This is a genomic window from Actinoplanes sp. HUAS TT8 (assembly GCF_051380535.1).
Lineage (GTDB): Bacteria > Actinomycetota > Actinomycetes > Mycobacteriales > Micromonosporaceae > Actinoplanes.
Genome location: NZ_CP195646.1, coordinates 3,325,170 through 3,347,948 on the forward strand (window position 1 = coordinate 3,325,170; position 22,779 = coordinate 3,347,948).

At 73.9% G+C, this 22,779-nt stretch carries 17 protein-coding genes and 2 riboswitches; of the genes, 9 read left to right on the plus strand and 8 right to left on the minus strand.

The genetic code is table 11. The annotated features are described in order from the left end of the window. Positions 1-20 precede the first annotated feature (20 nt). Positions 21-1,127, minus strand: coding sequence for an HlyD family efflux transporter periplasmic adaptor subunit (locus ACSHV8_RS14855; protein WP_436533360.1), 1,107 nt, complete (start codon positions 1,125-1,127; stop codon positions 21-23). Positions 1,128-1,218: 91 nt separating this feature from the next. Here ACSHV8_RS14855 and ACSHV8_RS14860 point away from each other — a divergent pair, with 91 nt between their 5' ends. Genes ACSHV8_RS14860 through ACSHV8_RS14870 form a run of 3 tightly spaced genes read left to right on the plus strand, consistent with a single transcriptional unit; the run spans position 1,219 to position 5,176 of the window. Continuing rightward, positions 1,219-1,908: a response regulator transcription factor gene (locus ACSHV8_RS14860; protein ID WP_436533362.1), complete on the plus strand. Its 690-nt coding sequence runs from the start codon at positions 1,219-1,221 to the stop codon at positions 1,906-1,908. Further along, entirely contained in the window at positions 1,905-3,704 is a 1,800-nt protein-coding gene (locus ACSHV8_RS14865) for a sensor histidine kinase (protein WP_436533364.1), read from the plus strand. Before ACSHV8_RS14860 ends, ACSHV8_RS14865 begins: the two co-directional genes overlap by 4 nt. Next, the gene (locus ACSHV8_RS14870) at positions 3,704-5,176 is read left to right on the plus strand and encodes a diguanylate cyclase domain-containing protein (RefSeq protein WP_436533366.1); all 1,473 of its coding nucleotides are present in this window, start codon (positions 3,704-3,706) and stop codon (positions 5,174-5,176) included. The genes ACSHV8_RS14865 and ACSHV8_RS14870 overlap by 1 nt, the downstream gene beginning before the upstream one ends. Position 5,177: 1 nt before the next feature. Here ACSHV8_RS14870 and ACSHV8_RS14875 read toward each other — a convergent pair whose 3' ends face one another. The 4 genes from ACSHV8_RS14875 to ACSHV8_RS14890 form a co-directional block, all read right to left on the minus strand. Then, positions 5,178-7,874 carry an ATP-binding protein gene (locus ACSHV8_RS14875; protein ID WP_436533368.1) on the minus strand — a complete coding sequence of 899 codons (2,697 nt, stop codon included), beginning with the start codon at positions 7,872-7,874 and terminating at the stop codon, positions 5,178-5,180. 21 nt (positions 7,875-7,895) lie between these two features. Then, the gene (locus ACSHV8_RS14880; protein ID WP_436533370.1) at positions 7,896-9,503 is read right to left on the minus strand and encodes a methyl-accepting chemotaxis protein; all 1,608 of its coding nucleotides are present in this window, start codon (positions 9,501-9,503) and stop codon (positions 7,896-7,898) included. Between the two features lie 146 nt (positions 9,504-9,649). After that, positions 9,650-10,927: a CATRA conflict system CASPASE/TPR repeat-associated protein gene (locus ACSHV8_RS14885; RefSeq protein ID WP_436533372.1), complete on the minus strand. Its 1,278-nt coding sequence runs from the start codon at positions 10,925-10,927 to the stop codon at positions 9,650-9,652. After that, entirely contained in the window at positions 10,924-11,244 is a 321-nt protein-coding gene (locus tag ACSHV8_RS14890; protein WP_436533374.1) for a CATRA system-associated protein, read from the minus strand. Before ACSHV8_RS14890 ends, ACSHV8_RS14885 begins: the two co-directional genes overlap by 4 nt. Before the next feature lie 38 nt (positions 11,245-11,282). Between ACSHV8_RS14890 and ACSHV8_RS14895 the strand changes: the two genes are divergently transcribed. After that, positions 11,283-13,880, plus strand: a complete 2,598-nt coding sequence (locus tag ACSHV8_RS14895; protein WP_436533376.1) for a CHAT domain-containing protein — start codon at positions 11,283-11,285, stop codon at positions 13,878-13,880. A gap of 240 nt (positions 13,881-14,120) precedes the next feature. On the opposite strand, the gene ACSHV8_RS14900 is transcribed toward ACSHV8_RS14895, so the two are convergent. Next, positions 14,121-15,404 (minus strand): MFS transporter, encoded by a 1,284-nt coding sequence (locus tag ACSHV8_RS14900; protein ID WP_436533378.1) that lies wholly within the window; start codon positions 15,402-15,404, stop codon positions 14,121-14,123. A 67-nt stretch (positions 15,405-15,471) separates the two neighbouring features. On the opposite strand from ACSHV8_RS14900, the gene ACSHV8_RS14905 reads away from it, so the two are divergent. The 5 genes from ACSHV8_RS14905 to ACSHV8_RS14925 all read left to right on the plus strand — a co-directional run bounded on the left by ACSHV8_RS14905 (position 15,472) and on the right by ACSHV8_RS14925 (position 20,688). Next, the gene (locus ACSHV8_RS14905) at positions 15,472-15,912 is read left to right on the plus strand and encodes a MarR family winged helix-turn-helix transcriptional regulator (protein ID WP_436533380.1); all 441 of its coding nucleotides are present in this window, start codon (positions 15,472-15,474) and stop codon (positions 15,910-15,912) included. Between the two features lie 36 nt (positions 15,913-15,948). Beyond that, positions 15,949-16,043, plus strand: a riboswitch (glycine riboswitch). Between the two features lie 4 nt (positions 16,044-16,047). After that, positions 16,048-16,130: riboswitch (glycine riboswitch) on the plus strand. A gap of 30 nt (positions 16,131-16,160) precedes the next feature. After that, positions 16,161-17,207, plus strand: coding sequence for a glycine cleavage system aminomethyltransferase GcvT (gene gcvT, locus ACSHV8_RS14910; RefSeq protein WP_436533382.1), 1,047 nt, complete (start codon positions 16,161-16,163; stop codon positions 17,205-17,207). Between the two features lie 13 nt (positions 17,208-17,220). Continuing rightward, positions 17,221-18,534, plus strand: a complete 1,314-nt coding sequence (locus ACSHV8_RS14915; protein WP_436533384.1) for an L-serine ammonia-lyase — start codon at positions 17,221-17,223, stop codon at positions 18,532-18,534. 87 nt (positions 18,535-18,621) lie between these two features. Further along, on the plus strand, positions 18,622-18,873 hold the full coding sequence (locus ACSHV8_RS14920) for a DUF4242 domain-containing protein (protein ID WP_436533386.1): 252 nt from the start codon (positions 18,622-18,624) through the stop codon (positions 18,871-18,873). A 27-nt stretch (positions 18,874-18,900) separates the two neighbouring features. Next, complete coding sequence (locus ACSHV8_RS14925) at positions 18,901-20,688, plus strand: BTAD domain-containing putative transcriptional regulator (protein ID WP_436533388.1); 1,788 nt, start codon at positions 18,901-18,903, stop codon at positions 20,686-20,688. On the opposite strand, the gene ACSHV8_RS14930 is transcribed toward ACSHV8_RS14925, so the two are convergent. Both ACSHV8_RS14930 and ACSHV8_RS14935 read right to left on the minus strand, forming a co-directional pair. After that, positions 20,685-21,662: a helix-turn-helix domain-containing protein gene (locus tag ACSHV8_RS14930; RefSeq protein ID WP_436533390.1), complete on the minus strand. Its 978-nt coding sequence runs from the start codon at positions 21,660-21,662 to the stop codon at positions 20,685-20,687. The two genes, ACSHV8_RS14925 and ACSHV8_RS14930, sit on opposite strands and share 4 nt — an antisense overlap. 96 nt (positions 21,663-21,758) lie before the next feature. Continuing rightward, the gene (locus ACSHV8_RS14935; protein ID WP_436533392.1) at positions 21,759-22,727 is read right to left on the minus strand and encodes an alpha/beta hydrolase; all 969 of its coding nucleotides are present in this window, start codon (positions 22,725-22,727) and stop codon (positions 21,759-21,761) included. Positions 22,728-22,779 lie beyond the last annotated feature (52 nt).

Here is a 22,779-nt window from a genome sequence, read left to right on the forward strand (position 1 = left end):
GGACAGGACCGGCACCGTCGTCACGACGCCACCACCACGGTCATGCCCTCGGTCAGCCCGTCGCCGGTGAGTTCGACGAACCCGTCGGCGAACAGACCGGTCTTCACCGCGATCAGCCCGGCCGGGCCCTGGACCGCGTAGCCGCCCTCGCTCAGCGCGACGAGCGCCTCGATCGGCGCGGCCAGGACGTTCTTCGCGGTCCGGCCGGTGATGTTGACGGCGACGTCGCCCGCGTCGAGCCGGTCGATCGTCTTCGGGTCGTCGACCGTGACCGAGACCGTCAGCTTCGGTTCGGTCTCGCCGTCCGCTGTGGCCAGAGCGCGGCCGACGGCGAGGATCCGGGCTTTGACGGTACGGTCGTCCGGCAGGGTCACGGTGACCTTGTCGCCCTGCCGCAGCGCCCCGGCCTGCTCCAGCGCCGCGGCGACGGTGATCACCTTGCGGGTCGGGGTGACCGACATCAGCGGGACGTTCGCCGGGGAACCGGGCTGCACGGCGATCGTGTCGACCCGGACCGCCCCGGCCAGCACCTCCACGTCACCGACGGCGATCGCCCCGGTCGGCGGGAGCCCGGTGTGCTCCTGCCACTTCTTGATCGCCTTGACCAGGTCGGGCGTCAGGACGCTCTCGCCGTCCTTGGCTGCCTTGGGACGCGCCCCGACGTGGTAGCCGAGCGCCTTCAGGTTGTCGGCGATGATCCTGACGTCGCGACCGGCCAGGTCGGCGCCGGTGATCGCGCGGTACAGCGGCATCGACCCGTAGAACAGCGGCACCGGCTTGTCGTCGGCCCGGAACAGCTGCTGTCCGCGCTTGATCGTCGCCCCGACCGCTGGTAGCCACGTCACCGTTCCCGCGTTGTGCCCGTCGAGCGGCCGGGCCGTCCCGAACCCGATGCTGCCGTCCAGTTTCTTGGTCGTCGACAGGTTCCGCCGTTCCAGCGTCACGGTCTCGACCTGGGCGCTCTCCTGAGCCACCGGCTGAGCCGTGCCACGGTGGCGGATCACCACGACCGCCGTGCCGCCGGCCGCGACGACCAGGATCACGGCTATGACCAGGCCTTTCACCCACCCCCGGCGGCGCGGTGGAAGAGCGATGACTTCGGTCGGGGCGTCAGCCTTCAAGTGCATGGCGACGAGCGTGGCCGGAGATCGTTAGAAAGCTGTCAGGTATCGAGGGAAGTTCGCCGCTCCCGGGCGCACCCCACCTATCATCGCCGCCATGTGTGCGAAGGTCCTGGTCGCCGACGACGACCCCCGGCAGGCCGAGGTGATCCGGCGATACCTGGTCGCCGACGGTCACGACGCGCTGGTCGTGCACGACGGGCGGGCCGCGCTCGACGAGGCCCGGCGGTGGCGGCCCGACCTGCTGGTGCTCGACGTGATGATGCCCGGCCTGGACGGTCTGCACGTGTGCCGGACCCTGCGGCAGGAGTCCGACCTGCTGGTGCTGATGCTCACCGCACGCACCGGCGAGGACGACCTGCTGCTCGGCCTGGAACTGGGCGCCGACGACTACCTGACCAAGCCGTACTCGCCGCGGGAGCTGATGGCCCGGGTGCGCACGCTGCTGCGCCGGGCGCCGCGCGGCGAGACCCGGCCCGACGTGCGCCGCATCGGCCGCATCGGCGTCGACCTGGCCGGACGCCACATCACCGTGGACGGCGTCGAGGTGGAGTGCACGCGCGGCGAGTTCGCGATCCTGGCCGCCATGTCCGAGCAGCCCGACCGCGTGTTCACCCGGGCCCAGCTGCTGCACCACACCCGGGGGATCGACCGCAGCTCGACGGAACGGACCATCGACGTACACGTGATGAATCTCCGCCGGAAGATCGAGTCGGACCCGCAACGGCCGGCGCAGCTGATCACCGTCTACGGCGTGGGCTACAAGATCGCCGCGGGACCCGCGTGAGTCGCGTCCGGGTGCGGCACAGCCTGGTCACGCGGCTGCTGGTCACGTCCGTGCTGATCGCGATCGCGGCCATCGTGGCGACGGCCTGGCTGGCCGCGAGCACCGCCACCCGGGCCATCTCGCAGGAGCAGGGCCGGTCGCTGACCGAGGACAAGGGCGTCTACGACATGCTGCTCGGCTACGCGGCCACGCACGCCGACTGGTCCGGCGCCCCGGCGCTGATCCAGGCCCGGGCGGCCGAGCTGAACCGGCGGATCACCCTGATGACCGTCGACCGGACGGTGCTGGCCGACTCCGGTCCCGGGCCGTCCCTGGCCGCCGCCCGGCCCTCGGCCACCGTCGACCCGCTCACCGTGGACACCGGCCTGACCGGCGGAAACGTGCGGATCGACGCCCGCGCGACCGGCCCCTTCCGGATCGCGGCGGCCGACCGGAACGTCCTCGACAAGATCGCCGCCGACGCGGTCGGCTGCGTGCGCAAGCTCGGCTCGGACGCCAAGGTCGTACACCAGCCGAGCGGCCGCCCGGCCCTGGCCGTGACCGGTTTTGATCCGACCGGCAGCACCAGCGGGTGCGTCTCCGAGCTGACCTACACGATCACCAAGAGCGAGCTGGAGCCGCTCGGCCAGGTCGGCCGGCTGGCCGCCCGCTGCGCCGGCCTGACCGCGAAGCTGCATCTGGGCGTGTGGCCGGACTTCACCGCCTACTACACCAGCACCGACTCCGAACAGGCGGTCAAACCGGTCGCGCCGATCACCGACGCCCGCGTCCGCGGCTGCGTCGAGAAGGCCCGGCGGACCCTCCTGCAGCCGTACGTCGCCCCGCCCGCCCTGCTGTTCGTCACCGACCCGCGGGCCGGCGCCGACCAGACCCGGTTCACGCTCTCGCGGGCCAACACGATCCGGATCGTCACCGTCACCGGCGGGGTGCTGCTGGCCACCATCCTGATCACCGTCCTGGTCGGCTACCGCCTGGTCCGGCCGCTGAGGGCGCTCACCGACGCCGCCGACGGGCACCGGCCGGTCCCGGTGTCCACCCGCGACGAGATCGGCCGGCTGGCCCGCGCGCTCAACGACTCCACCGAACGCCGCGACCGGGCCGAGGCACAGCGCCGGGCCATGGTCAGCGACGTCGCCCACGAAATGCGGACACCGCTGACCAACATCCGCAGCTGGCTCGAAGCGGCCCAGGACGACCTGGCGCCGACCGACGGGCAACTGCTCGACCTGTTGCACGACGAGGCGGTGCTGCTGCAGCACATCATCGACGACCTGACCGACCTCGCGGCGGCCGACGCGGGCACGTTGCGGGTGCACGCGGAACCGACGTACGTCCGCGATGTTCTTGGTCAGGTGGCGGAGAGCCATCGCGCGCCGGCGCAGGCGGCCGGGGTCGATCTGCGGATCGAGGTCGACGCGAATCCGGTGGTCGAGGCCGACCCGGTCCGGTTGCGGCAGGTGGTGGGCAACCTGGTGGCCAACGGGATCCGCCACACCCCGGCCGGTGGTTCGGTCACCCTGGCCGCCGCCGGGCCCGTCATCGAGGTCCGCGACACCGGCGCCGGCATCGCGCCGGAGAACCTGCCCCGCGTGTTCGACCGGTTCTGGCGGGCCGACGAGTCGCGCAGCCGCGCCACCGGCGGCAGCGGCCTCGGGCTGGCCATCGCCCGCAAACTGACCGAGGCCCACGGCGGCACCCTGGACGCGGCCAGCGTCGTGGGCCGGGGCAGCACGTTCACGATCCGGCTGCCCGGATCCCTCAAGCCGGAGCGGGGGCGGCCGAAGTCACCGGGGTGATGACGGCCCGCCCTGGCGACACCGCGCTGCCGGTCGGCGCCCTCGCCCTGGCCGTCCTGCTGTCCGGCTGGTACCTGCTGGTCCCCGGCATGCTGCACACCCAGGTGATCATCTGCTGGGTGGTGGTCGGCGCCTGCGCGACGCTGATGTCGTACTACGGCTTCCGCGCGGCCGGGCGGATGGCCCGGGCCGACCCGCGCCGCCGGTTCTGGAAGACCCTGGGGATCGCCGCGGCCGTCTTCGCCTCCGGCGAGTGGGCGCAGATCGTCACCGCCGTGGCCCACCCGCTGTCGGTGGCGTCGCTCACCGGCACCGGGCTGGCGCGCACGATCGCCCTGGTGCTGGGCTGCCTGATCGTGGTCGGCGTCGTGCTGACCTATCCGATCCCGCACCGGTCGGCCCGCGAACGGCTCTGCTACCTGTACGACCTGGCCACCGTGGTCACCACGGCCGGGGCGTGCGGCCTGAGCTGGACCGTGTCCAGCACGGTGGGCACCGGCGACCTGGTCACGGTGGCGGCCGGGCCGGTCGTGGCGATGCTCACCGCGTTCGCCGTCGGGCGGCTCTACCTCAGCGGCGGGGCGCCCTTCCGCTGGCACATCGGCGTGGTCGGGCCGTTCGCGGCCGCTGTCGAGGGGCTCGCCCGCGCGCTCGGCCCGGAACTGGTCCGCGACGGACACCCCGGGGTGATCTTCGCGCTGACCGTCACCTCGCACGTGCTGCTCATGCTGGCCGTGTGGTCGCAGTTCCGGTCGGCCGACGCCGTACCCGACCGGATCCGGGACCGCCGGTTCAGCCTCCTGCCGTACGTGGCCCTGACCGCCTGTTTCGGGCTGCTCATCGGGACCCTGCTGATCGAGGGACTGTCGCTGCGGGCCTGGGTCGCCGTGGCCGGGGTGACCGTCAGCACCGGCATCGTCGTCGCCCGGCAGCTCACCGCGTTCGTCGCCAACGCCGAACTCCTCGAGGAACGCGACGCGCTGGCCGCCCGGCTGCACACGATGGCGTTCACCGACAGCCTCACCGGGCTCAGTAACCGGGCCCACTTCATGGAACGCCTCGACGAGACGTACCGCGACGACGTCGCCGTGCTGCTCATCGACCTCGACGACTTCAAACCGGTGAACGACGCGTACGGCCACGCCGCCGGGGACGCGGTGCTGGCCGAGATCGCCGGCCGCCTGCGTGAGGCCGCCGGCCCGGACGCGGTGGTCGCCCGCCTCGGCGGCGACGAGTTCGCGGTGCTGCTCGACCGGGACGACCCGGCCGTCGTGGCCGGGCGGATCGTGCGGGCCGCCGCCGAACCGTGCGTGCTGCCCGGTGGGGAACCGGTGCGGGTGCGGGCCAGCGTCGGCATCGCCCGGAGCGCCGACGGTGACTCGCCGGCCGCCCTGCTGCACGCCGCCGACCAGGCCATGTACGAGGCGAAATGCGCGGGCAAGGGCGCCTACCGACTGGCCCGCGCGGGCTGAGTCAGCGGGCCGGCAGCGTGCGCGCGAGCTCGCGGCGGGAGTTGATGCCGAGCTTGGCGTAGACCTTGCCGAGATGCCACTCGACCGTGCGCGGGCTCAGGAACAGCGCCGTGGCGATCTCCGAGGTGGTCCGGCCGGTGACCGCGAGCTGGGCGATCGCCGCCTCCTGGCTGGTCAGCCCGACCTCACCGGCGGCGGCCGGTGCGGCGACACGTTCCCCGGCGGCGGCCAGCTCACGCGCGGCCCGCGCGGCGAAGAACGTCGCACCCATGCCGGCGAACGCGTCGTGGGCCGCCTTCAGCTCGACGCGCGCCTCGGGCAGGCGGCCCTGCTCGCGCAGCCACTCGCCGTACAGCAGGCGGGCCCGATGCCCCATGGTCGCCGTCTCGGCGATCGCGAGCAGCTCGACGGCCTCGCGGAAACGCGCCTCGGCCTCGGCGGGCGGCCCGGCCAGGGCGTCGGCGACGGCCTGGAAACCGCGGGAACTGCGGGTGGGCGTGGCCGCGGTGCGTTCGGCCAGCCGGGCCCGGGCGTCGCGCGCCAGCTCCGGCCGGCCGCCCCGGACGGCGGCCTCGACCAGCTCGCGCAGGCACCACACGCCGAGGGCCATCTCGCCGTACGCGCAGGCGTCCTCGGCCGCGTCGGCCGCCGCCGCGAAATCGCCCAGCCCGTTGCCCAGGATCGCCTGGGCCCGCCGGGTCACGGTGTGCAGCCGCCCGTCCCCGCGCGCCGCCGCGTCCCGCAGCTTCTCCTCGAACAGCTCCCGCACCTCCGGCTCGGGCCCGCGGTGCGCGGCCAGCAGCAGATGCGACAGCTGGTACACGGTGGCGCCGGTCTCCCGGATGACCGTGTCCACCTCGGTCAGCAGGTCGGCCGCCTCGGTCAGCCGGCCCTCGTCGATCAGGCTGTGCGCGTGGATGGTCAGCGCGTTCGGCAGCAGGGCGAGGGCGCCGCTGGCCCGGGCCAGATGGATCGCGCGTTCGGTCATCCGGTGCGCCAGGTCCAGCCGGAACAGGTCGTGGGCGGCGGCCGCGGCCAGCCAGACGTGCTGGAAGTCGGTGGCCGAGCCCATCGCGTCGAGCGCGCGGCCGAGCGCGGGCACCGCGGCCGTACGCCCGTCGAGCACCCACGACACGAACCCGGCCAGCATCAGGTCGGGGAAGTCCTCGCCGGGCGGCGCGCCCTCACGAGCGGCGGACGCGGCCACCCGCAGGTCGTCCCCGCCGAACCGGCCGGCCCAGAACGCCGCGCCGACCGCCATCAGGAACGTGTCCCGGGCCGCGACCGGATCCAGCGTGCGCAGCCGCCGGGCCGCGGCCAGCAGCGGTGGGCCGGCCGCCCGGCCGTGGTGCAGCATGAACGTGACCCGGGCCCGCAGGCTCTCGGCTCGGGCCCGCGCCACCGGGGCCATCGGGGTCAGCTCGGCCGCCGCGAGGATGCGGGGGACCAGCGCGTACGCGCCCGCGTCGGCGCGGGCCGTGGCCGCCGACACCAGCAGTTCGCCGCGCCGGGCCGCATCCGGGGTCAGCTCGGCCGCCCGTTCCAGGAACGCGGCCGCCGCCGCCCAGCCGCCCCGGGCCAGCGCCCGGCCGGCCGAGTTCTCCAGCTCGGCCGCGACCTGCGCGTCCGTGCCGGCGGTGGCGTGCGCCCGATGCCAGGCCCGCCGGTCCGGGTCGGTGGCCGGGTCGGTCACCTCGGCCAGGGCCGCGTGCACCTGCCGCAGCTCGGCGGCCGGCCCGGCCCGCCACGCGGCCGAACGCACCAGCGGGTGCAGGAACCGGACCCGCGCGCCGAACTCGATGAGCCGGTCGGCCTCGGCGGGCGCCGCCGCGTCCGGGCCCAGGCCCAGCCGTTGCAGGGCCCGCCACAGCAGCGCCGGGTTGCCGACCGGCTCGACCGCGGCGGCCAGCAGGACCGTACGGGCCGGTGGCGGCAGCGCGGCGATCCGCCGCTGGAACCCGTCCTCGACCCGGCCGGTCAGGGGCGTCGCGCCGGCCGTACCGAACCCGAAGGCCAGCTCGGCCGGGGACAGACCCCGGGGCAGCTCGCGCAGGGCGAGCGGGTTGCCCCGGGTCTCGGCCACGATCCGGTCCCGGACGTGCGTGTCCACCGGCCCGGTCAGCACCGAGTCCAGCAGGGCCCGGGCCTCGGCGTGCGGCAGCCCGGCGACCGGCAGCTCCGGCAGCGCGGCGAGCCGCTCCGAGTCGCGCGCGGCGAAGACCAGCGCCACCGACTCGGCCGACAGCCGCCGTGCCACGAAGCCCAGGATCAGGGCGGACGCGTCGTCGACCCACTGCGCGTCGTCGACCACGCAGACCAGCGGCCGGGCGCGGGCGGCCTCGGCGAACAGCCCGAGCACGGCCAGCCCGACCAGCAGCCGTTCCGGCGCGGGCCCCGCGGCCAGCCCGAACGCCGTGCTCAGGGCCGCCCGCTGCGGCTCGGCGAGCACGTCCAGGTGTTCCAGCAGGGGCGCGCAGAGCTGCTGCAACGCCGAGTACGCCATCTCGGACTCGGACTCGACCCCGGACGCGCGCAGCACCCGGGCGAAGCCGGCCTGCCCGACGAGGTGGTCGAGCAGCGCGGTCTTGCCGCAGCCGGCCTCGCCGCGCAGCACCAGGGCCCGGCTCTGCCCACCGCGTACGGCCCGGAGCAGCCCGTCGAGAGTTTCCTGTTCCGGCCGCCGCCCGAGAAGATCCACGGCGGCGAGACTACCGGGCGATCACACCCGGAACTGCGCCGCGACCTGCTTGAGCTCGGTGGCGATCCCGGCCAGCTCGATCGCGGTGTCGGTCGCCTCGGCCAGCGCGGCCGTGGTGTTCTGGGCGGCGGCCGCGACCCCGCCGATGTTCCCGGCGATCTGCGTGGTGCCCTGGGCGGCGTCGCCGACGCTGCGGCTCATCTCCCCGGTGGTGGCGGTCTGCTCCTCGACGGCCGACGCGATGGTCGTCTGGTAGTCGTTGATCCGCGCGATGATGTCGGAGATCTGCGCGATCGCGGCCACGGCGTTGGTGGTGTCGTCCTGGATCGCCTCGACCCGCCGGGCGATGTCCTCGGTCGCCCGCGCGGTCTCCTGGGCCAGGTCCTTGACCTCGCTGGCGACCACGGCGAAGCCCTTGCCCATCTCCCCGGCGCGAGCCGCCTCGATCGTCGCGTTCAGGGCCAGCAGGTTGGTCTGCTCGGCGATGGCCGTGATCGCCTTGACCACGCTGCCGATCTCCGCGCTGGAGTCGCCCAGCTTGGAGACCGTGGTGTTGGCGGTGTCGGCCACCCCGACCGCCTCGCTGGCCACCCGCGCCGCCTCGGCCGCGTTGGACGCGATCTCCCGGATCGACGCCCCCATCTCCTCGCTGCCGGCGGCCACGGTCTGCACGTTGATCGACACGTCACCGGCCGCGGTGGCGACCACGTCGGCCTGGGCCGCGGCCTCCTGCGCGGACGACGCGATGCGCTCGGCGGCCCGGCCGAGCCGTTCGGTGCTGGCGCCCAGCGACTCCGAGTTGAGCGTCAGCCGGCTCACCATGCTGCGCAGGCCGTCCCGGGCGGTGTTCACGGCCACCGCCATGCCGCCGAGCTCGTCGCGGGCGTGCACCTGGGCCGCGACGGTCAGGTCACCGCCGGCGACCGCCGCCAGGGCGGCCGAGACGCTGGCCAGCTGCCGGGTGATCATCCGGGTCACCACGGCGGCCAGGATCACCGCCAGCAGCACCCCGGCGACCAGATAGATGATCATCTGGTTGCGGGCGTTGTGGTACGACTTCTCGGACGCCGCGGCGATCGCCGTCGACTCCGCGTTCTCGGTGTCCTGCAGGTTCTCGGTCGACGTGGTGAGCTGCGTCTGCGTCTTGATCCAGACCGCCGACACCTGATCGGCGGCCGGCATCTGCACCCCGGCCGCGGGCGCCTCCTGGAACAACGCATAGTTCCGCAGCTGCTGGAAGTAGGCGAACGTGTCGGCCACGTCCTTGGCCGCCGCCTCCCGAGCCGCCGAACCGGTGGCCAGCTGCTGATACTTCTGGATCGCGGCGGTCGTGTGCTCGTCCGCGGTCGTGATCGCGTCGCGCTGGGCCGGCTTCTGCGCCACCGGCACGACCGCCCAGCCGAACATGGCCGACGCGCCCTCGGCCATCGCACCCCGCAGCGTGCTCAGCTGCAGGCTGCTGTCGACGTGCTTGGCCTTCATCGCCTTGATGTCGTCGTTGAGCCCGCTGAGACGGCTCATGCCGAGCCCGCCGATGATCGCGGCGACGATCACGCCGCAGGCCACCACGGCGTAGATCTTGACCCCGACCCGCAGGTCGGCCAGCCTGGCGGTGACCCCGGTACCCATCCCGACCACACGCCTTCCGCGCCGAAGAGTCCTTCCTCAGGGCAATTCGGCCGGTGCGGGAGGAAACTGAGGGCCCGGTCCGCTTCGGGAGACCTTGCTGCCCTTTCCCGTACGGCCATGAAGCCGCCCCGACCGCACCACCCCCGTCACCCGGGGCCGTGGCCGCGGCGCCGGGCGTCGTGCTCCCGGCGGCTGCGCCGCCGCTGCAACCACTGCCAGGAGGCGAGCGCGACCGGCAGCAGCACCGCCACCGCGGTCACCGCCACGATGATCCTCGGGATCGACCAGTCCGGGACCGGAATCCGATATCCCAGACTCTGCACCGCGGTCAGGGCCATCAGCAGCCCGCCGAGGATCGCGGTCTGCAGCAGCGTCTGGAACTCCTGCCGCCGATGCCGCTGGACGCTCACCGCCTCCCCGGCCAGCCGGCTCAGCTCGTCGGCCTTGAGCCGGGCCGAGTCCAGGTAGGCGGCCTCCACCCGCAGCTGCTGCGCCAGCCAGTCCGCGACGGCCCGGTCCGCGTCCACCGGCCCGCCCGGCTCCGACATCACGCCGGAGGCGGTCATCAGGTCCAGGTTGCGGGTGGTGCCCCGGACCGACGCCACCATGTCCCGTACGTCGGCCGCGGCCGTGATGAGCCCGCCCTGCTCGACCCGGGTGTCGGTCAGCGTGAGCCCGGCCTTCTCCAGGTCCCGGGCCGACAGCGCCTGGTCGGCCAGCAACTGGGCGAGAGTCGTCGCGGCCTCGGTGGTCGACTCGCCCGCGCGGCGCAGCGCGGGCAGGCGGTCGTCGAGCAGTTTCCGCTGGTAGCGCAGTCGCGCCGCGTGGGCCAGGTACCGGGTCAGCCACGGCAGCGTCCGGCCCGGGCCCCGCCAGAGGAAGCGGCTGACGTCGGGTTCGTGGGTGCGGGCGCTCATCACGAGGAGCTGCCGGGCCCGGTCGTCGCCGGCCGGGAGATCCCACCAGTCGATCCGGTCGTCGGTGCGGGAGCGGCGGTCGGCCCAGGCCCGGTCGGCCACCTCCACCGGCGGCGTCGGTGTCCTGGTGTCGTCCTTGCCCGGCCAGTGCCCGACGTGGACGGTGGCCGTGCCGATCACCTGGTCGTCCGGCACCGTCCCGGCATCCCAGGGCAGGGTCTGCAGGCCCGCCCAGGAAGTGCCGGCGGTCGTGTGGGCCGAACTGATGCAGACGGTGTCGTGCAACCGGTAGACGGCCGCCGCCCGGAAACCGCCGGTGACCTCGACCCGGCGCATGGCCAGCAGCCGGCCCGGAGCCTCCGGCCTCTCCGGCCGCTCCGGCACGCCCTCCGCCGGGCCCAGCCCTTCGGTGAGCTCGTCCCAGAGCGCGAGCAGCCGGGCCTCGCCGATGCTCTCGTGGAGGAAGACGTGCCAGACGAGAGCGGTCCGTTCGAGCGGCTCGGTCATGCGGGCGACTCGTCGGCCTCGGCCGGGATCTCACCGATCTGACGCACCAGCCGGGTGACCACCTCGTGGATCGTGGGCGGCGCGGACTCGGCCGGATCATCCTCCGGGTCCTCGGTGATCCGGGCCGGGGCGAACCGGCTCAGCTCCCGCCAGGCCGCCATCGGATCGCCGTCGCCGCCGAGACCGGCCCCGAGTCGCCCGAGCACCCGCTCGATCTCGTCCCAGGCCGCCGGCGGATGCGTCCAGGCCGGCACGCCGGACAACAGGTCGGCCAGATCGTGGCGATCCTCGATATTCATCGTGTCCTCACGCCGCACCGGATCTACAGTAGACGAGCCGACAGGGGGAGCGGGCGATGGCGGACGGGCGACGGTCGTGGAGGTCGCGCCTGGACGCCGCCCGGCGCACCCACCGAGCGACCCGCCTGCTGCAGATGGTCGAGGACGTCGACGACCCGCGGACGCTGGACTGGGTGATCGACACGTTCACCGACCTGCTGGCGGAGATCCCGGCCGGCCACTCCTCGTACACGATCGTCATGAACAACCTGGGCATCGCCGTCGGGATCCGGTTCACCCGGCTCGGCGACCGCCGCGACCTGACCGAGCAGGTCCGCCTGTGCCGGCTGAACCTGGAACTGGCCGCCCCGAAGCAGCGGCCCGGCCGCCTCACCAACCTGGCCACCGCGCTGGCCCGCCAGGCCGTGTTCACCGATGACCCGGCCCGCATCGACGACGCCGTGGACGCGGCCGGGGCGGCCGTCACCGAGGCCGGTCCCGGGCATCGCGACCGGGCGCTTCACCTGAGCACGCTCGCCTCGGTGCTGGCCGTCCGGCACGAGCTGACCGGGTCGGCCGGTGACCTCGACGCCGGGATCGAGGCGTCGGCCGGGGCCGTGCAGGCCGCCCGCAACGGCGATCCCCAGCTGGCGAACCATCTCGACCGGCTGGCCGAGACACTGATCTCCCGCCACGCCCGCGACGGCGACCCGGGCGACCTGGACGCCGCGATCGACGCGTCCCGGCTGGCTCTCGCCGCGACCGACCAGGCCACCTACGGGAACCGGGCCGGATGGCTGCCCCACCTGAGCGCCATGCTCGACCGCCTCAACCGGGACCTGGTCGAGATGAGCAAGGACCATCGCGAGCCGCCCCGGATCCTGCGCCGCGGGCCGGACGAGCCGGGCATCACCGGCTTCGGCGGCGGCACCGGCGCCAACCCCGCGTCGGCCGGCCGTCTCCTCGCCCTCTCCCGGCGGCTCCTGCACCGCCACGCGACCGGCGTCGAATCCGCCGCGATCACGGTCACCCCGCCCCTCGCCGAGGCCGCCGCGACCTCGGAGTCCGATGCGGATCTGCGGGAAGCGCTCGACGGGCTGGAGAAGGTCGCGGCGGCCGAGGAGGCACCCGCCGGCGTGCGCCTGGCCGCGGCCGAGCGCCGAGCCGCCGTGCTGGTCGAGACGTCCGGGCCGGAGGCCGCGCTCACCGCGTACATCATCGGCATCGATCTTCTCCCGTTGCTCGCCTGGCGCGGCATCGGCCAGCGTGACCAGCAACAACGCCTGCGGTCGCACGCCTCCCTGGCCCGGGACGCGGCCGCCTGCGCGATCGCCGCCGGGCGTCCCGGCCTCGCCGTGGAGCTGCTGGAACAGGGCCGCGGGGTCTCCTGGGCGCAACTGCTCGGCACCCGCACGGACCTGTCCGCGCTGGAGTCGGACCATGCCGAGCTGGCCGGCGAGCTCAGCGACTGCCGCCGCATCCTGGAGAGCGCCCAGGTCACCACCGCCCGGCATCAGGCCGCCCGCCGCTTCGACGAACTGGTCGGCCAGGTGCGCGACCTGGCCCCGACCGCCGAACTGGCCCACCCGGAAGAGTTCCTGCGCCCGCCCGCCGTGTCGCGGCTGCTGCCGCCGGACGACACCGGCCCGGTCGTGCTGCTGAACGTCAGCACCCTGCGCTGCGACGCCCTGATCCTCACCGCCGCCGGCGTCGAGATCGTCGCGCTGCCCGACCTGACCGCGACCGAGGTCGCCGAGGTCGCGGATCGGCAGCTCACCGCCCTCGACGGCAACCCGTCCGACCGGGACGCGACGGTCACCGGCACGCTCGACTGGCTCTGGCAGCGGATCGCCGGGCCGGTCCTGCGGCACCTCGGCCACACCGAAACCCCCGGCGGCGACTGGCCGCGCGTCTGGTGGTGCCCGACCGGCCTGCTCACCGCCCTGCCGATCCACGCCGCCGGCCCGTCCGAAGGTGGTCCCGGCGTGCCCGACCTGGTCGTGTCGTCGTACACGCCGACCGTCCGCGCCCTCGACCACGCCCGCCGCCGGGCCGCCTCGCAGCGCCCGGCCCGGATGCTGGTCGCGAGCCTGCCCCGGACCCCCGGCCAGCGCCCCCTGCCGGGCGCGGTCGCCGAGCGACGCCACCTGACCGCCCGGATCGCCCCGCAGTCACGCACCGTGCTCGACGACGCCGCCGCCGACCGGTCCACGCTGCTCACCGAACTGACCCGGCACCGCTGGTTCCACGCCAGCTGCCACGGCACGCAGAGCCTGGCCGACCCGAGCAGCGGCGGTCTCGTCCCCTACGACTGGGAGACGTCCGGCCTGGTCAGCGTCGTCGACCTGGCCGACGCCCGGCACCACGACGGCGAGCTGGCGTTCCTGTCGGCCTGCCGGACCGCGACCGGCGGCACCGGCACTCCCGACGAGGCGATCACCGTGGCCGCGGCCATGCAGCACGCCGGTTGGCGCCATGTCGTCGGCACCCTCTGGAGCATCCCCGACGACGCCGCCGCAGCCGTGACCCGTGGCTTCTACACAGCTGTCGCCCCGGACGGCGAACCCCTCGCGGCCGGTGCCGCCCTCGCCCTGCACCAGGTCCTCCACCGTCTGCGCACCCGTGACCGCGCCCGCCCGAGCGCCTGGGCCGCCTTCCTCCACCTGGGCCCATAAGAACCAGACCCCCTTTCCCGTACGGCCATGGCCCCCGCCCGCCCGTGCCCCCACGCGAGCACGCCCCGACCCACCGCCGTCCCGCGCCTCCGGTCGTCAGCTGGTGCTCACGGCTGCTTTCGAGCCCAAAAACAGCCCTGAGCACCAGCCGGAGCCGGAGGCGCGTCGCGGGCCGGCCCGGGGCGCGGCTCGCGGAGTGGGACGGGCGGGCGCGGGCCATGGCCGTACGGGAAGCGGGTTTCAGGAGGTTTTGAGTTCTTTTTCGAAGTTGATGGCGTCGGGGGCGCCGCCGAACTCGTCGGCGACCTCACCGGCGACGTCGTCGGAGGCGCCGTGCGGGTCGGCGGCCATCGCGGCGTCGGCCGCCGCCAGGGGCTTGTGGCCGGTGGTGAGGACCAGGACGCCGAGCAGCACGGCGACCGCCCCGACGACGAAGGGGACGTGGATGTTCCCGTGGTCGACCATCTTGCCGGCCGCGTAGGGGGCGAGGCCGCCGCCGATGAAGCGCACGAAACCGTAGGCGGCCGAGGCGACCGGGCGTTCGACGGGGGAGACCAGCATGACCGCCTGGGTGGTGAGCGTGTTGTTGATGCCGGCGACGATGCCGGATGCGACCACGCAGACGATGACGGCCCAGCGGTTGTCGGTGAACACGCCGATGAGCAGGATCAGGACGGCGAACGCGCTGAGCGCGCCGTAGAGCGAGGGCGCGGTCCCGAAGGTGCGCTGCAGCCAGGGCGCACCGGTGATGGAGAAGAAGGCGAGCAGCAGGCCCCAGGCGAAGAAGACCAGGCCGAGCTGGGTGGCGCTGAGTTCCATGGGGTACGGCGCGTAGCCCAGCATGGTGAAGAAACCCCAGTTGTAGAGCAGTGCGGTGATGCCCATGGTGAGCAGGCTGCGATGCCGCAACGCCTTCAGGGGTGCCGAGAGCGGCGTCGGCCGCGCGGGTTTCGGGGTCGGTTCGACCAGCGTGATCGTCGCCAGCAAGGCGATGGCCATCAGGACGGCGACGCCGAAGAACGGGCCGCGCCAGGAGATGTTGCCGAGGAAGCCGCCGACCAGCGGGCCGGCCGCGATGCCGAGTCCGAGCGCGGCCTCGTAGAGCACGATCGCGCCGGCGAAGCCGCCGGTGGCCGACGCGACGATGACCGCGAGGCTGGTGGCGATGAACAGCGCGTTGCCCAGGCCCCAGCCGGCGCGGAAACCGACAATGCCGTCGATCGAGCCGGACAGCCCGGCCAGGGCGGAGAAGACGACGATCAGCGAGAGGCCGGCGATCAGGGTCGGCTTGGCCCCGATGCGGCTGGCGACCCAGCCGGTGAACAGCATCGCCACGGCCGTGACCAGCAGATAGCTGGTGAACAGCAGGCTCACCTGGCTGGGCGTGGCGTGCAGCTTGGACGACAGCGCGGGGAGGATCGGGTCGACCAGGCCGATGCCCATGAAGCTGACGACACAGGCGAAAGCGACCGCGAAAACGGCCCGGGGCTGCTTGAACAAGGATGGACCGGGAGTCGCACTCACGGGCACACCTCCGCGTACGAAAGGATCTGTATGGTTTCCACCCTAGGTCCATAATGAGGTTATGCAAATGAGCGACGAGAGTCGTGGATCACAGTTGTTGCCCGTGCTCGCTCAGCTGGTCCGGTTCCTGCGCCAGTTGGAGGGCCCGGACAACCCGAGTTCGGTGGCGTTGTCCGTGCTGCGCCGGCTCTCCGACGAGGGCCCGGCCCGGGTCACCGAGCTGGCCCGGCTGACCCGGGCGTCCCAGCCCGGCATGACGCAGCTGGTCGGCCGGATGGAGAAGGCCGCCCTGGTCCGGCGCGTGCCCGACCCCACCGACGGGCGCGGCGTCCTGGTCGAGGTCACCCAGGACGGCCGCGATCTGGTCGCCCGGACGCTGTCGCACTACGCGGCGACCCTCGACCGGCTCTTCGAGGGCCTCGACGCGGACGACCAGGACGCCGTCGTGCGCGCCCTGCCCGCGCTGGAACGCCTGGCCCAGGCCGGTGAGAAGGAGAGCGCCGGCTGATAGGGTCCGATCCGACAAACTGAAGACTTCGCCGCAACGACCGCTGCGGGAGAGTCCTCGCGACCTGGCGAGGACGCCGAAGGAGCAACTTCTCCCTCAGAATCTCTCAGGCCCCGCACCGCAGCGGTCAGGCGACTCTGGAAAGTCAGCGCTCCGGCGCTGCGCCCACGGTGCAAGCCGCCCAACGGCGGTGAACCTCTCAGGCAGAGATGACAGAGCGAGGGAGACCCCGACCCCAGGAGTCTCTTTTGCGACGCACCGCGCTCTTCGACGTCCACCAGCGGCTCGGCGCCGCCTTCACCGGGTTCGCCGGGTGGGAGATGCCGCTGCGGTACGGCAGTGATGTGGCCGAGCATCACGCCGTCCGCAAATCGGCCGGTCTCTTCGATCTCGGGCACATGGGCCAGATCGAGGTGTCCGGCGCCGAGGCCGCCGCGTTCCTGGACCACGCCCTGGTCGGGAAGCTGTCGGCGGTCAAGCCGGGGCGGGCCAAGTACACGATGCTGTGCCACACCACCGGCGGTGTGCTCGACGACCTGGTCGTCTACCGGCTCGCCGCCGACCGGTTCCTGGTGGTCGCCAACGCCGCCAACGCGCCGGTCGTGCGGGCGATGCTGGGCGAGCACTCGGGTGGTTTCGCGGTGGCCGTCACGGCCCTGGACCGGGCGCTGATCGCGGTCCAGGGCCCGGAGGCGGTGTCGATCGTCGGCGAGTATCCGGACCTGAAGTACTACGCGATCCAGCCGTCGGTCGTCGCGGGTAAGGACGTGCTGCTGGCCCGGACCGGATACACCGGCGAGGACGGGTTCGAGATCTACTGCGCCAACCAGGACGCGGCCGCGATCTGGGAGTGGGCGTCCGCGGCGGGCGCGGTCCCGGCCGGGCTGGCCTGCCGGGACACGCTGCGCCTGGAGGCCGGGATGCCGCTGTACGGCCACGAGCTGAGCATCCGCACCACGCCGTTCGACGCCGGGCTGGGCCGGATCGTCGCGCTCGACAAGCGGGACTTCGTCGGCGCCGCCGCGCTGCGGGCGGCCGAACCGGCGGTCGAACTGGTGGGACTGGTCACCCGGGGGCGTCGGTCGCCGCGGGCCGGGTATGACGTGGTCGACGCGGCAACGGGGGAGAAGGTCGGCGAGGTGACCAGCGGGGCGCCGTCACCGACGCTCGGACACCCGATCGCTCTCGCATATGTCACGAAAAATCTGGACCCCGGCCGCCTGGCGGTCGATGTTCGTGGCAAGCGTGAAGACGTCGAGATCGTTCCACTCCCGTTCTACCAGCGCCCCCGGTAAGGAATTGATGATCATGGCCGTCTCCGTCTTCGACCTGTTCTCGGTCGGCATCGGCCCGTCCAGCTCACACACCGTGGGCCCGATGCGCGCCGCCCGGCTGTTCACCCGCCACCTCGACGACCGGGTGGTGAGCGTGCGCGCGGAACTGTTCGGCTCGCTGGGCGCCACCGGGCACGGCCACGGCACGCCCCGGGCCGTGCTGCTCGGGCTGATGGGCGAGGACCCGGAGACGGTCGACACGTCCCTGGACCCGCCGGCCGACGGCAAGATCGTGCTGCCGTCGGGCCGGGTCGTGCCGGTCGACGTCGTCCTGCACCGCCGCCGGGCGCTGCCCGAACACCCCAACGGGATGATCTTCACGGCCCTCGACGGCGACGGCGCCGAACTGCTGGCCAAGAAGTACTTCTCGGTCGGCGGCGGCTTCGTCGTCGACGAAGGAACATCCCGATTGCGTACGGACGACACGCCGTTGCCCCACCCCTTCAGCACCGGCGCCGAACTGCTCGACCTCACCCGCGCGACCGGGCTGTCGATCTCCCGGCTGATGCTGGCGAACGAGACCGCGTGGCGCCCGGCGGCCGACGTGAAGCAGGGCCTGCTCGGCATCTGGCGCGTGATGGACGAATGTGTCGCCGCGGGTCTCGACGCCGAAGGGGTCCTGCCCGGCGGCCTGAAGGTGCGCCGGCGGGCCGCGGCCACGGCCCGTCAGCTGCGGGCGGCCGGCGATCCCGGTCCGCACGCGATGGAGTGGCTCACCGCGTATGCGATGGCGGTCAACGAGCAGAACGCGGCCGGAGGTCGCGTGGTGACCGCGCCCACCAACGGCGCCGCGGGCATCATCCCGGCCGTGCTCAGCTACTGCCGGGCGTTCGTGCCCGGCTTCTCCGACGACGGCGTGGTCCGGTTCCTGCTCGCCGCGGGCGCGATCGGGCTGCTGTTCAAGGAGAACGCGTCGATCTCGGGCGCCGAGGTCGGCTGCCAGGGCGAGGTCGGCTCGGCCTGCGCGATGGCCGCGGCCGGGCTCGCCGAGGTCCTGGGCGGCACACCCGAGCAGGTGGAGAACGCGGCCGAGATCGGCATGGAACACAACCTGGGCCTGACCTGCGACCCGGTCGGCGGCCTGGTGCAGATCCCGTGCATCGAACGCAACGGGATGGCCGCGGTCAAGGCGGTCACCGCGGCCAAGATGGCGCTGCGCGGCGACGGGAAACACCACGTCTCCCTGGACAAGGTCATCAAGACCATGAAGGAGACCGGCGCCGACATGAAGATCAAGTACAAGGAGACGTCGCGCGGCGGCCTCGCGGTCAACGTCATCGAGTGCTGAGCGTCAAACGGCCCGTCAAACGGCCCGGCTGTCCGATGGGGCGCGAGGCCCGGGAACGACCCGGCCCGCTACTGTCGGGAGACGACGATGCCGCTGTTCATGGATGTCCACAATGTCGGCGACGGCCTGCTGGCCGCTGACGTCGCCGCCGCCCACGAGGCCGACCTGGCCACCCAGGGCGACTTCGGGGTCGAATACCTGAAGTACTGGGTGGACGAGGCCGGCGGGAAGATCTTCTGCCTGGTCGACGCACCGGACGCGGAAGCGGCCAACGCCGTGCACCGCAAGGCGCACGGCCTGGTCGCCGACGAGATCTACCCGATCAGCGCTCAGGGCTGAGCGATCGAGGGGAGGGCCGGGCCGGCGATGGGACTCACCGTGCACCTGCTCGGTCCGCCCCGGGTCGAGCGGGCCGACGGGGTCGCGGACCCGATGCGCAGCCGCAAGAGCTGGGCCCTGCTGGCCTGCCTGATCCTCAGCGAACGCCCGCTGACCCGGGGCCGGCTCGCCGGCCTGCTGTACGCCGAGGCCGAGGACCCGCTGCGGGCCCTGCGCTGGGGCCTGGCCGAGATCCGCCGCGGCCTGGGCGTCACCGTGGACGGCGACCCGGTGGTGCTGACGTTGCCGCCGGACGCCGTCGTCGACGTCGACGTCCTGGCCCACGGCTCCTGGGCCGCGGCCGTCGACCTGCCCGGCCTCGGCTCCGACCTGCTCGAAGGCCTCACCGTCCGGGACGCCCCGGCGTTCGAGTCGTGGCTGCTCTCCGAACGGCGCCGGACCGCCGCGGCGGCCGAGGCGATCCTGCACGAGGCCGCGCTGGGCCGGCTGGCCGCGGACGACCTCGACGGGGCGAGCCGGCTGGCCCAGCGCGCGGCCGGAATGAGCCCGCTCGACGAGAACCATCAGGCCCTGGTGATCCGGCTGTACCGGCTCGCCGGGGACGACCGGGCCGCCGACCGGCAGTTCGCGGCGGTCACCGAGCTGTTCCGCAAGGAACTCGGGGTGGCCCCCGGGCGGGCGATCGAGCAGGCCATGGGGGAGGGCCGGCGGCAACGGGAGGTCGCGGCCGACGACGCGTCCATCGAGGCGATCCTGGAATCGGGGGCGGCGGCGGTCGCGGCCGGGGTGGTGGAGACCGGGGTGCGCTCGCTGCGGACCGCCGTCCGGCTGGCCGATCGGGCCGGGAGCGGGCCGCTGCGGGTGACGGCCCGGCTGCGGCTGGCCGAGGCGCTGGTCCACTCGCTGCGCGGGATGGACGAGGAAGGGCTGGCCGTCCTCTACGAGGCGGAACGGCTCGGGCTCGACGCCGGGTACCCGGTGGCGGTGGCGCGGGCCCGCGCCGAGATCGGGTACGTGGACTTTCTGCGCGCCCGCTACGACCGCAGCCATCGGTGGCTGACCGACGCGCTCACCGTGGCCGGCGGCTCGGCCGGCATCACCGCCCGGGTCACGACCTACCTGGGCGCGGTCGAGAGCGACCGGGCCGCCTATGGCCCGGCCGCTCGGCTGCTCGAACAGGCCGCGGGCCTCGCACGCTCCTGCGCCGACCGGCGGACCGAGGCGTACGCGCTGTCCATGCTCGGGCGGGTGCACCTGCTCACCGGCGCTCTCGAACCGGCCGCCGAGCACCTCGAGGCGGCGATCCGGCTGGCCGAGCGGGACCACTGGCTGGCCTTCCTGCCCTGGCCGCAGGCGCTACGCGGTGAGGTGCACCTGGCCGCGGCCGAACCGGCTGCGGCCGGGGTCGTGCTCCAGCAGGCCTTCGCCCGGGCCTGCCAGCTCGGTGACCCCTGCTGGGAGGGGATCTCGGCCCGGTCGCTGGCGTTGGCCGCCGAGGCCGGTGGCGCCACCGAGCGGGCGTTCGACCTGCTCGCCGACGCCCGGCGGCGGTCGAACCGGCTGGCCGACTCGTACGTCTGGCTGGACGCCTACATCCTCGACGCCCAATGCTCGCTCGGGCGGCGGCACGGCCACCCGACCACGCCGCTCTGGGTCGGCGCGCTGCGACGCCTCGCATCGCGGACCGGGATGCGGGAGATGACCGTGCGGGCGATGCGGCACAGTGCCGCCCTCGGCAACGCCGGCGATCACGACGCCGCGCGCCTGCTGGCCGCCGGGATCGCGAACCCGACGCTCGACGAGCTGCTGGCCTAATTCCGGGTCAGGCGGCGCAGGGCCAGCGCCAGCTGCAGCCGGAGGCGACCCTGCGGAGTCCGGAAATCCCATCCGAGTACGTGATCGATATGCGACAGGCGCTCCTGCAGCGTCGAGTGGTGGACGCGGAGCGCGGTGGCCGCCGTGCGCAGGCTCGGTGACTCGGCCACGGCGTCCAGCGTGGCCAGCGCCCACGGGGCCGCCGCGGCGACCCGGGTCAGGGCCTGAACGTCCGGGATCGGGGCGGTGTCCGGGCCGACCGTGGCCGCCAGCAGGGCGAGACCGCCCAGCTCGTCGGCGTGGACGACCCGGGGGCCGGGATCGCGCTCGGTGCCCTCGGCGGTGAGGCGCAGGGCGGTGCGGGCCGCCGCATACGACGCGGGCAGGTCGGCGACCGGTCCGGCCGGACCGACTCCGGCCCGCGGATGCGGATCGGGCGGGGGATCGGTCTCGGTCATCAGGTGGGCGCTGCCGTCGGCCCGGGCGGCTGCCCGTACGCGCGCATGGGGTTTGATCCCCAACCGGGCCGCCGCCTGGAGCCGGGCCGGTTCCGGCGCGTCCGCGTCCAGAACCAGCTCCAGCAGCGCGGGGTCGGCCGGCGGCGGGTGCGCACGGGTCCGGTCGAGAACCGTGCGGGCGGCGCCGGCCGCCCGTTCCAGGATCATCGCGTCGACCGGGCCGGGCGGGCCGGGGCGCTCCAGCCACAGGACGGCGCCGTCGGCGACCGCGACCGACATCCACGCCGGGTCGGCCGACTCGGCGCCGGTGTCCGTACCGTCGGGGTGAACCCGCAGGTGAATGCGCCGCTGCTCGTCGGCCAGGCGGGCCGGGCAGCCGGCCAGGACGGCCGCACCACGGACGATGGCCTGCAGGCCGGCGCGGCCTTCGGTCAGACGATCGAAGTAGGCGATGACCTGCAGCGCGGCCCCGGCGTCGGGGTCGAGCGCGGTGAGCCGGGCGGCGAGATCCCTCACGGAGACATCCTCTCCCGTCACCCGGCCTCCGGGCTACGCGCCGAGCAGGCGAAGGCGGCGGCCCGGCGTGCCGGGTGACGGGCGCCGGGCGTTGCGCTACGCGCCGAGCAGGCGCCGCAGCCAGCGGACCCGGGCCGCCCGGGCCTCCTGCGAGATCGCGGCCTGCGGTGCGAGCAGGTCGAAGCCGTGGAAACCGCCCGGCCACACGTGCAGCTCGGCCTGCCCGCCGGCCTGCCAGATCCGGGTCACGTAGGCCACGTCCTCGTCCCGGAACGTCTCGGCCGACCCGACGTCGACGAACGTCGGCGGCAGCCCGGACAGGTCGGTCGCCCGGGCCGGGGCCGCATACGGCGACACGTCCGGCCCACCCCGGGCCGCACCGAGCAGCGCCGTCCACCCGGTGTCGTTGGCTGTCCGGTCCCACACCCCGCGCCCGGCCATCTGCAGCGTCGACGGGGTGTCGTTGCGGTCGTCGAGCATCGGGCAGAGCAGCATCTGCCCGGCCAGTTCCGGCCCACCCCGGTCGCGGGCCAGCAGCGCCACCGCCGCGGCCAGCCCGCCACCGGCGCTGGCCCCGGCCACGATCAGGCGCGACCCGTCGATGCCGAGGTCCCCGGCGTGCGCCGCGGTCCACACGAGCCCGGCGTAGCAGTCCTCGACCGGCGCCGGGTGCGGATGCTCGGGCGCCAGCCGGTACTCGACCGAGACGATCACCGACGGGATCTCGGCGGCCCAGTCCTGCAGCAGCTCGACCCCGGTCGTGTTGTCCCCGATGATCATGCCGCCGCCGTGGATGTGGAAGATCCCCGGCAGCGCGCCGGTGGCCCCGGCCGGCGCCAGGATCAGCAGTTCGACGTCGGGATCCCCGGCCGGGCCGGGCACCGCGCGGCGGGTCACGGTGAACGACCCGTCGCGCGTGAGGTCGGGCGGGGCCGGGATGGCCCCGGCCCGCATCGGCCCGATCATGTCGGCGGTGACGGAACTGGGCAGCTGGGCACCGATCACGTCGAGCGCGGCGGCGAGCTCCGGGTCGAACGGCGGCGGCGGACCGATCTGGATCGTCACGAGGTGCCTCCTCGGCTTGTTACGGGGTGATGCCCATCCTGTTTCGCCCCGG